6 protein-coding genes are annotated in these 13775 nt (G+C 41.1%); 4 read left to right on the forward strand and 2 right to left on the reverse strand.

Annotated features, from left to right (window positions below):
• Positions 1-346: 346 nt before the first annotated feature.
• From DSM02_RS08940 to DSM02_RS08955, 4 genes are all read left to right on the forward strand, one after another.
• Entirely contained in the window at positions 347-2575 is a 2229-nt protein-coding gene (locus tag DSM02_RS08940) for a glycoside hydrolase family 3 C-terminal domain-containing protein (RefSeq protein ID WP_128765297.1), read from the forward strand.
• Positions 2576-2581: 6 nt separating this feature from the next.
• A complete protein-coding gene (locus DSM02_RS08945; RefSeq protein ID WP_128765298.1) occupies positions 2582-4534 on the forward strand; it encodes a sialate O-acetylesterase in 1953 nt (650 codons plus the stop codon).
• A 30-nt stretch (positions 4535-4564) separates the two neighbouring features.
• Complete coding sequence (locus DSM02_RS08950) at positions 4565-7852, forward strand: VCBS repeat-containing protein (protein WP_128765299.1); 3288 nt, start codon at positions 4565-4567, stop codon at positions 7850-7852.
• 119 nt (positions 7853-7971) lie between these two features.
• Positions 7972-10425 (forward strand): glycoside hydrolase family 31 protein, encoded by a 2454-nt coding sequence (locus DSM02_RS08955; RefSeq protein ID WP_128765300.1) that lies wholly within the window; start codon positions 7972-7974, stop codon positions 10423-10425.
• Positions 10426-10813: 388 nt separating this feature from the next.
• Here DSM02_RS08955 and pckA read toward each other — a convergent pair whose 3' ends face one another.
• Both pckA and DSM02_RS08965 read right to left on the reverse strand, forming a co-directional pair.
• A complete protein-coding gene (gene pckA / locus DSM02_RS08960) occupies positions 10814-12433 on the reverse strand; it encodes a phosphoenolpyruvate carboxykinase (ATP) (RefSeq protein ID WP_128765301.1) in 1620 nt (539 codons plus the stop codon).
• Positions 12434-12715: 282 nt separating this feature from the next.
• On the reverse strand, positions 12716-13774 hold the full coding sequence (locus tag DSM02_RS08965; protein WP_128765302.1) for a tartrate dehydrogenase: 1059 nt from the start codon (positions 13772-13774) through the stop codon (positions 12716-12718).
• Position 13775 lies beyond the last annotated feature (1 nt).

Here is a 13775-nt window from a genome sequence, read left to right on the forward strand (position 1 = left end):
TAAATTAGGTTTATTTTCAACCTCAATAAAATAAAAGGAGCAAATCAAGTTTTTATGTATCAAAACTAGTTTTCAGATTGAAAGAGTTTTACATTTTAAAGTGTTTAATCCACACTATAGAAGCTAATTTTTCGATATTTTACTAGTGTTAGTTGTAATTAGTAAGATGATAAATTTCTTTCTGGATGATATTATGTCTTTAAAAATGATGGTAAAATGCTAAATTATTTTTAGTTTGCAACCGATTGCGTAAATGCTTTAACTATCATTTCCTTCATTCACTTTAAATTTTCAAATTTTAATATTTATGAGTTATTTCTCTTCTTATCGTACGGCTCTTCTAATTATGAGTCTGATTATCCTGTCTTGTAATACTGATCAAAAAACGTCAGCGCAAACGATTGAAAAGGAAGAAATTTCAAACCCCGACTTTCTGTTCTATGATACTTCTTTATCAGTAGATGAGCGTGTAGCCGATTTGATTTCGCGATTATCTCTGGAAGAAAAGGCTGCGCAGATGATGAACAGTACCCCGGCAATTGAACGATTCGGAATTCCGCCTTATGATTATTGGAATGAGGCCCTTCACGGGGTTGGCAGGGCTTCTGCAGCTACGGTTTTTCCGCAGGCTATAGGAATCGGTGCCACTTTTGATGCAGATTTGGCGTATCGTATCTCCAATGCAATATCAGACGAAGCACGGGCTTTATATAATGCAACCAGTGAAAAGGGAAATTATAACCGGTATAACGGTCTGAGTTTCTGGACACCCAATATCAACATATTTAGAGATCCGCGTTGGGGGAGAGGACAGGAGACTTATGGTGAAGATCCGTATTTAATGTCTTTAATAGGAGTTGCTTTTGTCAAGGGCTTGCAGGGCGATGATCCTGATCATTTAAAAACTGCTGCCTGCGCCAAACACTTCGCCGTGCATAGCGGCCCTGAACAATTGCGCCATGAATTTAATGCTACGGCAAGCTTAAAAGATATGTATGAAACCTATTTGCCGGCTTTTGAAGCACTGGTAAATGAAAATGTGGAGGCTGTAATGTGCGCTTACAACAGTACTAATGGCGAACCCTGCTGTACCAATAAGTATTTACTGGATGAGGTATTGCGAAAAAATTGGAATTTTGACGGACACATTCTGAGTGATTGTGCTGCTTTGGTAGATTTATACGTTGCAAAAGGTCAGGGTGGACACGGTATCGCGCCCTCTAAAGCCGGTGCTGCGGCTATGGCAGTAAAAAGCGGAGTGAGTTTAAACTGTGGTGACACCTACAGTGCCTTACCGGAAGCGGTTGAAAAGGGCTTGATTACCGAAGCGGAGATTGACCAGCAGTTAGCTTTATTACTAAAAACACGTTTCAAGCTGGGATTATTCGACCCAAAAGGAAGCAACAAATACGATTCGCTTTCACTTGAAGTAGTAAACAACGATGAACACCGCGCTCTGGCACGCGAATCTGCTCAAAAAAGTATCGTGCTTTTAAAGAATGACGGAATTCTTCCACTTAAAAAAGACCTTTCCAAGTATTTTCTTACCGGGCCTAATGCTACGAGTACCGAAGTACTTTTAGGCAATTATTATGGCGTAAATTCGAATATGGTAACCATTCTTGAGGGTATCAGCACAGCGATAATCCCTACCAGTCAGTTGCAATACCGCCAGGGTGCTATGTTGAATAAAGATTCCAGAAATCCCATTAATTATGCGACCGGTAATGCCGCGAACAGCGATGTGACGCTGGTGGTTTTGGGCCTTTCAAGTACGCTTCAGGGCGAAGAAGGCGACTCTATAGATTCTGATACTGCGGGTGATCGTTTAGATTATGGTTTACCGCCTAATCAAATTCAATATCTGGAGGATTTAAGAGCTATGGCAGATAGAAACCCTGAAGATCGCAAACCACTTATTGCCATTGTAACCGGCGGAAGTCCGGTAGATCTTTCCAAAGTTCAGGAGCTGGCTGATGCCGTGCTCTATGTCTGGTATCCCGGTGAAGAAGGAGGTACTGCAATTGCAGATGTACTTTTTGGCGATGTTTCACCATCCGGGAGATTACCTATTACGTTTCCAAAATCTTTAGATCAGTTGCCTGCTTATGATGACTATTCTATGGAAGGTCGTACGTATAAATATATGAATGGAGAGCCGATGTATCCGTTTGGATTTGGGCTTAGCTATACGCAATTTGAATACAGCAACGCTACTCTTGATAAAACAGAACTTTCTGCAGAAGAGTCTGTAAGCCTGGAGGTCACCGTTAAAAATACCGGAAATGTAAAGTCAGACGAGGTGGTTCAGGTGTATATTTCTGATTTGGAAGCTTCGGTACGCGTGCCGAATTCTCAATTTATAAATACCCGCCGTGTTACACTAGAACCCGGTGCTTCTGAAAAAGTTACATTCGAGATTAAGCCTGAAAGTTTTCAGGTTGTTCAGGAAGACGGGTCTAAAATTATTGAACCCGGTAAATTCAGACTATATGTAGGGGGATCAAGCCCTATGAAACGCAGTGAGGCATTGGGGGCTTCTAAAATGGCTGAAGTAGAATTTGCAGTAAACTAAAAACACATGAAGTTTAAAAGAATAACCGGCATCACCCTTTTTATTTTAAGCTTAAGTCTTTCTGTACAGGCTGAAGTAAAATTACCTGTTTTAATAAGTGACGGGATGGTGTTGCAGCGGGATGCTAAAGTTCCGGTTTGGGGCTGGGCAGATCCCGGCGAAAAGATTACACTTTCGTTTAAAGGAAAGCAATATAAAACCACCACTGCTAAAGATGGAAAATGGAGCATAGAACTCCCTAAAATGAAAGCAGGCGGACCTTTTCAAATGCGCATTGCAGGTAAAAATGAGCTTGAAATCAATGATATTTTAATTGGAGACGTGTGGTTGTGCACCGGCCAGTCTAATATGGTACACCAGCTTGATATTCACGATGTGCGTTACGCGGAAGAAATTGCTACCGCAAATAATCCGAACATCAGACATTTCAAAGTGCCTACCACCCCTGTTTTGTCGGGTCCTGAGGAAGATATTACCGGAGGCGAATGGCAAAAAGCTGTGGGGGAGGAAGTCCGTTCTTTTTCGGCAGTTGCTTATTTCTTTGCTAAAAAAATCTATGAGAAATACCAGATTCCTATTGGTTTAATCAATGCCAGCGTAGGCGGTACGCCCATTGAAGCCTGGATTCCTGAAGAAGGCTATACCAATTTTCCTGAAAAACTTGAGATCATTGAAGAAAATAAAGATACCGTGTTTGTAAACCGCCAGAAGCAATTTCAACCCGTTAATTCCGGCCCTAAAGAAATCAGGGATAAGGGTTTGACAGGAGCACTTCCCTGGTATGATGTGAACTTTGAACCTAAAAACTGGAGACGAATTACTATTCCGGGTTACTGGGAAGATCAGGGAATTAAGGATCTAAATGGCATAGTCTGGTATCGCAGAGAAGTGGAAATCCCAGAGTCTATGGTCGGTAAAAAAGGCCGACTGTTTATGGGGCGTATTGTTGATGCCGATGAGGTGTATATCAATGGCGTATTGGTGGGGAATAAAACCTATCAATACCCGCAACGCCGCTATGATGTGCCGGATACCCTACTTAAAGCCGGAAAAAATAATTTTACCATTAAAGTCACCAATTACAATGGTAAAGGAGGCTTTGTGCCTGATAAACCCTATTACATTTTTACCGAGCAAGATACTGTTGACCTCAAAGGCTACTGGCAGTATAAAGTAGGAGAAGTGTTTAAACCTGTTGTTCGTTCCCGAAATAACTTATTGGGAGAACCGGTGCGCCGCATTAATCCACAAAATGAGCCTGCAGCCCTGTACAACGGGATGATTGCACCTTATGTGCAATTACCGGTCAAAGGTATTTTATGGTATCAGGGCGAAAGCAATGCAGGTAATCCAGAGGCTTACGCAGGCTATATGACGGCTTTGATTTCAGGTTTGCGCAGTGTTTTGCAGCAACCCGAAGCACCTTTTATATATGCACAGTTGCCTAATTTTATGGATGTTTCCTATTTACCGGAAGAAAGCAGTTGGGCCGAATTGAGGGAGTCGCAACTCAAAGCTTTACAGAATTCCAATACGGCGATGACGGTAAATATCGATTTGGGCGAATGGAACGACATTCACCCGGACAATAAAAAAGATGTGGGTGAGCGTATGGCACTGGCAGGATTGAAGTTGGCCTATGATGAAGATTTGGTGTATTCCGGTCCCATTTATAAAAGCTCCTCCGTTGAAGATGGAAAAGTGATTTTGAATTTTGAACATACAGGAAGTGGTCTGGTGAGTAATGATGGCGAACCTCTGAGCGAATTTGCACTGGCAGGGGAAGATGGCAAATTTGTGTGGGCGAATGCAAAAATTGAAGGTGATCAGGTTATCGTTTGGAGTGATGAGATCCCCGAACCAAAGTATTTGCGCTATGCCTGGGCAGACAACCCCGATAATCCCAATTTATACAATGAGGAAGGTTTACCGGCTTCACCTTTTAGAATTGAGTTATAACTCGCACAAAACCCATTAATTGAATATTTTATGATGCGCTTGACTTATTTTTTTGTTGTGGTTGCGTTTGCAGGGGCATTAAACTCCTGTAAAGACTCAGGTTTTCAGAAAAAGACGAGCACGGCAGAAACGCTTTTTACCGAAATCTCAAATGAAGACTCCGGGATTCATTTTAAGAATACCGTGACCGAAACAGCAGCCTTCAACATCCTCAATTACTACGATATGTATAATGGAGGCGGTGTAGCTATAGGTGACGTAAACAATGATGGTCTGGAAGATGTGTATTTCACTTCAAACCAAAATTCGAATAAGCTTTACCTCAATAAAGGAGATTTTAAATTTGACGATATTACTGAAGCAGCCGGTGTGGCAGATGCCGAAGGCTGGACGACCGGGGTCACGATGATCGACATCAATGCTGATGGCTGGCTGGATATTTACGTCTGTAAATCGGCTTCTCTGAATAACAGTTTAGAACGCCGAAACAAGCTGTTTATCAATCAAAAAGACGGCACCTTTACCGAAGAAGCTGCCAAATGGGGCCTGGCTGACGATGGTTTTTCAATTCAGGCGTATTTTCTGGATTATGATAAGGACGGTGATCTGGATATGTATTTGATCAACCATCGCGATGACTTTTTAAATTCGGTTGATCTTAATGCCATTGTCAATGACGAGCAGTTTTACCCGCAAACTTCAGATCACCTGTACCGCAATGACGGCAATAGTTTTACCGATGTAACTCCGGGTAGCGGTTTGATCAACAAAGAATTCAGTCTGAGTGCTTCTATCGGAGATTTTAATAATGACGGCTGGCCCGATATTTTTGTAGCTAACGACTTCATCACGCCCGATAAGCTCTACATTAACAACAAAAACGGCACGTTTGCCAATGAGGTCAATACCAAAATGAAGCACATCTCGTACAGCAGTATGGGCTCAGATTTTGCCGATGTCAACAACGACTTTTTACCCGATTTACTGGTTTTAGATATGTCTGCGGAAGATCATCAGCGTGGAAAACAAAATATGGCCAGTATGAATACCGAAGGATTTTGGTGGATTGTTGAGGCCGGCTTCCATTACCCATACATGTCAAACGTACTTAACTTAAACAACGGGAATGGCTATTTTACCGATATCGCCCAGGTTTCCGGAGTGTCAAAAACCGACTGGAGCTGGGCGCCACTCATTGCCGATTTTGATGGCGATGGCTTTAAAGATATTTTCATCACAAATGGAATTAAACGCGAGATTGCCAATCAGGATTTTGGCAGGTTTCTCGATGCCAACGAGGGTTCGCTGGAGCAAATGCCTATTGACAGCATTCTCAAGGAAATGCCTTCAGACAAGCTTCAGAATTATGCATTTAAAAACAACAAAGACCTTTCCTTTAAAAAAGTAATCGAAGACTGGGGTTTTACTCAGGCGGTGAATTCAAACGGAGTGGCTTACGGGGATCTGGATAATGATGGTGATCTGGACCTGGTAGTAAACAATCTGGAGGATGAGGCCGGTATTTACCGCAACAATTCCACCGCAAATTATATAAGTATTAAGCTCAAAGGCGATGCTAAAAATCCCCTTGCAATAGGTTCTAAGGTAAAAGTGTTTACAGACAGCACAAAGCAGTATCAGGAACTCTATTTATCGCGGGGATATCAATCTTCCGTTTCTCCGGTTTTGAATTTTGGGGTAGGAGAAGAGCAACAAATTTCAAAAATAGAAGTGGTTTGGAATACGGGAAAGGTTTCGGTTTTAGAAAAGGTTCAGGCCAATCAAATCCTCAGCTTATCTGAGGCCGAGGCCACAAATTCAGTTGAAACGCCTTATGATCGTCCAGAACATTTTGAGCGTATAGATCCGCGAGAGCTTGGTTTGACTTATGCGCATGAAGAAAATGATTTTAATGATTTTTCACGGCAGGTATTATTACCACAAAAACAATCGCAGCAAGGTCCGGCTTTTGAAGTGGCAGATGTAAATAATGACGGACTTGAAGATGTATTTCTGGGTGGTGGTCCTGGTCAGGCAGCTCAGTTGTACATTCAGCAAAAGGATGGAAAATTTGAACAAATCCCACAGGCCGCTTTTGAGTCAGATAAAGCCTATGAAGATAATGGAGCGCATTTTTTTGATGCAGACGGGGATGGCGATTTGGATGTATACGTAGCCAGCAGCGGTTATGAGTTAGCGGAAAATGATAGCAAACTACAGGATCGCCTCTACCTGAATGACGGAAAAGGAAGTTTTAGTGCTTCTTCGGCTTTGCCAAAAATGCTTACGGGATCTAAAGCGGTTGTTTCTTTAGATTACGATCAGGACGGTGATCTTGATTTAATTGTGGGCGGTAGAATAGTACCCGGAAAATATCCGCTGTCTCCGCGCTCTTATATTTTAGAAAACCAAAGTGGAAAATTTGTAGATGTTACCAAAACGGTTGCGCCAGATTTTGCTGAAGCCGGATTAATAAATGACCTGCTTTTGTCTGACTACGACGGCGATGGTGATTTTGACTTGCTGGTAGCAGGGGAGTGGATGCCCATTACGGTCTTTGAGAATCAAAACGGAAGCTTTCAGCCTTTAGAAATAGAAGCGTTAAAAGAGACGTCCGGCTGGTGGAATAGCATTGCTGAAATTGATTTTGACCAGGATGGGGATCTGGATTATTTCGTAGGAAACCTGGGTGCAAATAATAAGTTTCATCCCTCCTCAGAAAAGCCGCTGCATATCTACGGTAACAACTTCGATAGCGATGGTAATTATGATATGATTTTAAGTAAGGTGTACAAGGGCAGTTTAGTACCCGTTCGCGGCAAGGAATGTTCTACGATGCAGAATTCTTTTGTAAGCGAAAAAATCAAAACCTATAAAGAGTTTGCCAATTCTACACTAACTGATATTTATGGCAGTGAGCAGATTGCTAATTCGTATCACAAACAAGCTACCGAGTTTGAATCGGTTTATCTTGAAAATTTAGGAAATGGTGATTTTAGAATGAAACACCTGCCGGTTGTCGCGCAACTGGGGCCAACGATGTCGTTTGCATTTAGTGATATAAATAAAGACGGTCACCTGGATGTTGTGGGAATAGGCGCTATTCACGAAGCTGAAGTAGAAACGGTTAAATACGATTCAAACGTGGGTTACGTATTGCTGGGAGATTCAAAAGGTGGGTTGAAGCCTTATAAAGACATCAGTTTTTATAATGACCTCAATGCAAAGCTTATGAAGCAGATGAATATTGGCAATGAAAGCTATTTAGTTATCGCCAATAATAACAGGCCTCTTACCATATTCAAAATCAAAGACTAAACTTCTGTAAATAATTAGATTTCAACATAAATTCTTGCAGTTAGCTTTTAAATGTTTAAATTACATTTAAAACAAGTCGGTTTTTCGGCTTTCTAAAATTAACTTGAGACAGGTAACCCATGAAATCTATTTTTTTAGGTGTTGTAAGCGCTTTTTTAATCTGTACGAGCTGTGCTCGCCAATCTTATGAAACATCTAATTCTGGCGTAAAAACACAAATCGATTCTACACATGTGCGTATTGAATTTGTTTCTCCTTCTATAGTACGCATTCAAAAATATCGTGAGGGACATCCTTTTGAAAAAAAGAGCCTTTCCGTTATTAAAGAGCCAGAAGAGGTTTCTTTTGAAGTCAACGATATGAAGAACGGCTTTGCTTTGACCACGGCAGAATTACGTGTGGAGCTAGATACGCTAACCCAGGCGATACGTTTTTTTAAACCGGACGGAAGTCTTTTACTAAGCGAAAGCACAACTTCGTTTAAACCTTTTGTAGATAATGGGAACGAAACATTTACCGTTAAACAAGGCTGGACTTTAGAAGCCGATGAGCCCATTTATGGTCTGGGGATTTTGCAAAATGGCAAAATGTCTCAACGCAATCAGGAAGTAAAAATGGTTCAAAATAATACCTGGGATTTTTCGACCTTTTTTCAATCTCCAAAAGGTTACGGCGTTTTTTGGGATAATTACTCACCCACCACGTTTAAAGATGATACTGCTGAAACTTCTTTTTCTTCTCAGGTAGGTGATGGCATCGATTATTATGTGTTGGCGGGCGACAATGCTGATGCCGTTATTGCAGAAATGCGTGATCTTACAGGCGAAGTTCCTATGGTTCCGCTTTGGACCTATGGTTTTTGGCAAAGCCGGGAGCGCTATAAAAGTCAGGAAGAGACCGTAGGCGTGGTGCAAAAGCATCGCGAACTGGGAGTGCCACTGGACGGAATTATTCAGGATTGGCAATATTGGGGTGATAATTACCATTGGAATGCGATGGATTTTGGAAATCCGGCATTTCCGGATCCTCAAAAATTTGTTGACGATGTTCACGGACTTAATGCGCATCTTATCATTTCAATTTGGTCTTCTTTTGGTCCTGAAACGCCTCAGTTTAAAGAACTGAAAGAAAAGAATATGTTGATGGACTTCCAGACCTGGCCACAATCAGGCAAAGAAGATTGGCCACCCGATATGAATTATCCCTCAGGTGTGCAGGTTTACGATCCGTATAATCCGGAGGCACGTGATATTTACTGGGAATATTTAAGCAAGAATTTATTCTCTCTGGGTATTGATGGCTGGTGGATGGATTCTACCGAGCCTGATCATTTAGAGATTAAAGATGAAGACTATAACAATGAGACTTATCTGGGCTCTTTCCGCAAGGTGCGTAATGCGTTTCCGCTGGAGACGGTAGGAGGTGTTTATGATCATCAGCGCGAGGAAACATCAAATAAGCGGGTTTTTATTCTTACGCGTTCGGGCTTTGCTGGGCAGCAGCGTTATGGAGCCAACGTTTGGTCTGGTGATTTAGGTTCGTCCTGGCAGTCCTTACGCAACCAGATTCCTGCCGGTCTCAATTTTACGCTTACCGGAAATCCTAATTTTAATACCGATATCGGTGGGTTTTTCGCGGGAGCTTATAACAAGTCGTGGAATGACGGCACAGCTTCTGTAAATCCATTGTTTCAGGAATTATACGTGCGTTGGATGCAATACGGGGCGTTTACGCCAATGATGCGTTCACACGGTACTGAGATGAAACGCGAGATTTATCATTTTGGCGAAAAAGGCGAAGCCATTTACGATGCCATTCAGAATGCAATCGAACTCCGTTACAGTTTACTTCCCTATATCTACACGACTTCCTGGGAGGTTACTCACAATCAGGATAGTTTTATGCGCGCTCTGGTAATGGATTTCCCGCAGGACAAAAAAACCTGGGATCTTAAGGACGAGTATATGTTTGGTGATGCAATTCTTGTGGCACCGGTATTGGAAGCCCAGTACACGCCTGAGAAAATTATAAAAGTAGATGAAGAAACCGGCTGGAATAAAGGCAAGGAGCGAGGAGCCGAAGGATACCCCATAGTTGATTTTAAGGAGACCAAATCGGCAACGGTGTATTTACCCGAGGGAAGCGCATGGTATGATTACTGGACAAATGAGAAGTTTGACGGTGGGCAGGAAATCACAAAAGAAACAACTATAAATACGATTCCGCTGTATGTAAAAGCCGGAAGCATTTTACCCATAGGCCCTGAAGTGCAGTATGCCGAAGAAAAGCCCTGGAACAATCTGGAAATTCGTGTTTATGAAGGAGCTGACGGAAGTTTTAGCTTGTATGAAGATGAATTTGATAACTATAATTATGAAAATGGCGCCTATTCTACCATTTCATTCACGTGGAATGATGCGAACCAAACCCTGGAGATAGCAGATCGTAACGGAAACTTTGACGGGATGCTTCAGGAGCGCAGATTTACTATTATAAAGATCAGTAAAGACGGTTCAGTTTCTGAGCCTAAAACCGTTGATTATTCCGGAGCTGCTGTTGAGGTAGAGTTTTAGATACAGTCATTAATCTAAAACTAAAAAGCCCTTTGAAAATTTTTCAAAGGGCTTTTTTAATTCTGTTAAGCGAGCAGATACTCAGTCTAAAGAAACACTTATTTTACGTTTATTTTAAAAAATCTAAGGTATCACTTTCTAGAAAGTACTCATCATTTTTTACATACCACAAGAACAGGCGGTTGGCGTTCCCTAATTTTTTCAAACAGTTTGCCACTACAAGCTCACGGTATTGCTAGTTTAAAAGATGTAAAGTCTGTTCTGAATAATTTGTGATTTGACTAAAAGCAGCTAGTCAATAATAATAATAATAGAAAGAAACAGGCTGTCTAAAATATTTTAGGTTACCTGTTTCTAAAAATTATCAAGGGATGAAAGAAAATTCAGGTCAAAAATCAAAACGCTGAGGACCTCCTCTTCGAATATCTTCATTAGCGTAGGATTCAAATTTTTCAAAGTTTTTACGGAACGCATTTGACAGTTTAAATGCGGCCTTATAATATGCTGAATCATCATCCCAGGTTTTACGGGGACTCAATACCGAATCAGGGACACTTGGACAGGTTCTCGGTTGAGCAACTCCAAAAACCGAATGAATGTGATAGTTTTCATATTTATATTCATGATCAATGCTTCCATCAAGAATAGCATTGATCATGGCTCTTGTATATTTTAGTTTTATACGGGTACCTACACCGTAAGCACCACCGGTCCATCCGGTATTGATCAACCATACCTGGGCACCACTGCGCTTGATTTTCTCATTTAACATTTCGGCATACTTTGTGGGGTGTAAAGGCATAAAAGGGGCTCCAAAACAAGCTGAGAATGAGGGTAGGGGTTCTACAATACCTGCTTCAGTACCGCCAAGTTTTGATGTGTATCCTGAAATAAAATGATAAGCAGCTTGACTTGCTGTCAATTTTGAAACCGGAGGTAATACGCCAAAGGCATCTGCAGTCAGGAAAAAGATATTTTTGGGGGTGCTTGCTACAGAGGGGATCTGTATATTGTCAATATGGTTAATGGGATAACTTACCCGGGTATTTTGAGTAATCGAGGCATCTTCAAAATCGACTACTCCATTTTCATCCATAATTACATTTTCTAAAATAGCACCTTTCTTAATCGCCCCATAAATCTCAGGTTCCTGCTCTTCAGAAAGATTGATCACTTTAGCATAGCAACCGCCTTCAAAATTAAAAACACTATTTTCTGAAGTCCACCCGTGCTCATCATCACCTATTAATTTACGATTTGAGTCAGTAGAAAGCGTTGTTTTACCGGTGCCAGAAAGACCAAAAAAGATTGCGGTATCGCCATCTTTACCCACATTAGCAGAACAATGCATAGGCAATGCATCCCTATAAACGGGTAAAATAAAATTTAATGCCGAAAAAATACCTTTTTTGATTTCGCCCGTATATCCGGTTCCTCCTATTAATGCAATTTTCTTTGTGAAATTTAATATCGCAAAATTGTGTTGTCTGGTGCCATCTACTACCGGATCAGCCATAAAACCCGGAGCATTGATAACCGTCCACTCCGGGTCAAAATCTTCTAGCTCATCTTCAGTAGGTCTTAAAAACATATTATAGGCAAACATGTTAGACCAAGGGTATTCATTGACTACCCTTATGTTCAACCGATACTCTTTTTCTGCACATGCATAGGCATCACGAACATAAAGCTCCTTATCATTCAGGTACTCAATTACCTTATCATAAAGCGCATCAAAAGCATCACTTTCAAAAGGAATATTGATGTTACCCCACCATACTCTATTTGCAGTAATATCGTCTTTTACGATAAAACGATCCATAGGCGATCTACCGGTGAACTCTCCGGTATTTACGGCAAGAGCTCCCAGGGAGGATTCTTTGCCCATACCCTTGTCAAGGGTGATTTCTTGCAATTGCTCAGGACTTAACTGATACTGTATATTTTGGTGTGTAATTCCGTATTCTACTAAAGATAATGATTTGTTTGATTTGACATGATCTGTCATAAGAAGTGTTTTTAGTTATTTAGGTAAAGTTGATAAGCGAAAACGTTTGCTAAACCCAATATTCTTTTTTTGATCTCTTTATTATAAGATGCAGTTTTTGGTAAATACCCCTATTCATTTTGGAATAAATCTCTAAGTAAGGCTTTTGGAAACTTATCCTGCCAGACTGATTTTGACTATCTCTACATACCAAATAAATAGTATCAATTCATTTCTATTACAGCACAAAATTCGGCTCATGTAAAGGAGTTTTTATGCAAAGAATCTATTCATCAACCAGTATTATTTAGTTTTTATATTTTGAATTAACGCATCTGTTACCTGTACAGTTGAAGCATTTCCGCCTAAATCTGGCGTTAAAACCTTACCCTTAGCAGTTAGTTTCTCTATCGCATCTTCTATTAATGCAGCAGCTTCATGTTCGCCAAAATGCGACAACATCATCGCCGCAGTCCAAACAGAAGCGATAGGATTTGCAACATTCTTACCGGCAATATCTGGTGCGCTGCCGTGTACGGGTTCAAACATGCTCGGAAACTCTTTCTCCGGGTTTAAATTGGCCCCAGGGGCAATTCCCATACCACCTATCACAGCCGGCCCTAAATCTGAAAGGATATCACCAAAAAGATTGCTTGCTACCACGACATCAAATTCGTGAGGTCTTGTTACAAAATGCGCGGTCAGTATATCTATGTGAAACTGAGATTGTATTACGCCTGGATACAATTCACCAATAGCCTTGAATCGCTCGTCCCAATAGGGCATGGTGTGAATGATGCCATTAGATTTGGTAGCACTCGTCAACTTCTTATTTCTTTTGTTTGCTAATTCGTAAGCATACTTCATTACCCGGTCAACCCCTCGCTTTGTAAATATGCTCTCCTGCACGACTAACTCGTGTTCAGTACCTTCATTCAACCTTCCTCCAATTGAAGAATATTCTCCCTCGTTATTTTCCCGAACAATGTAGAAATATATGTTTCCGGGATTCTTCAAGGGTGAGTCAACTCCCTTAAGCAGTTTTACAGGTCTGAGATTTACATATTGCTGAAACGTTCTTCGAATAGGAACAAGTAAGCCCCAAAGGGAAACATGATCAGGAACTCCAGGATAACCAACAGCCCCCAAAAAGATACCGTCGCTATCTCTCAGTTTTTTTAGACCGTCATCATCCATCATTTTTCCGTGGTTTTTATAGTATTCACACGAATAGTCATAGTGTTTATACGAAATTTCAAAACCACACTGAGCCGCTACGGTATTGAGAAGCCGTATCGATTCAGGAACAACCTCATTTCCTATTCCATCTCCCGGTATTACTGCTACTTCATACTTTTTCATG

The organism is Leeuwenhoekiella polynyae, assembly GCF_004104075.1.
Lineage (GTDB): Bacteria > Bacteroidota > Bacteroidia > Flavobacteriales > Flavobacteriaceae > Leeuwenhoekiella > Leeuwenhoekiella polynyae.

Coding starts and splice junctions, on each gene's coding strand:
- DSM02_RS08955 (WP_128765300.1), top strand. CDS start 7,972: ATGAAATCTATTTTTTTAGGTGTTGTAAGCGCTTTTTTAATCTGTACG.
- DSM02_RS08965 (WP_128765302.1), bottom strand. CDS start 13,774: ATGAAAAAGTATGAAGTAGCAGTAATACCGGGAGATGGAATAGGAAAT.
- DSM02_RS08950 (WP_128765299.1), top strand. CDS start 4,565: ATGATGCGCTTGACTTATTTTTTTGTTGTGGTTGCGTTTGCAGGGGCA.
- pckA (WP_128765301.1), bottom strand. CDS start 12,433: ATGACAGATCATGTCAAATCAAACAAATCATTATCTTTAGTAGAATAC.
- DSM02_RS08945 (WP_128765298.1), top strand. CDS start 2,582: ATGAAGTTTAAAAGAATAACCGGCATCACCCTTTTTATTTTAAGCTTA.
- DSM02_RS08940 (WP_128765297.1), top strand. CDS start 347: ATGAGTCTGATTATCCTGTCTTGTAATACTGATCAAAAAACGTCAGCG.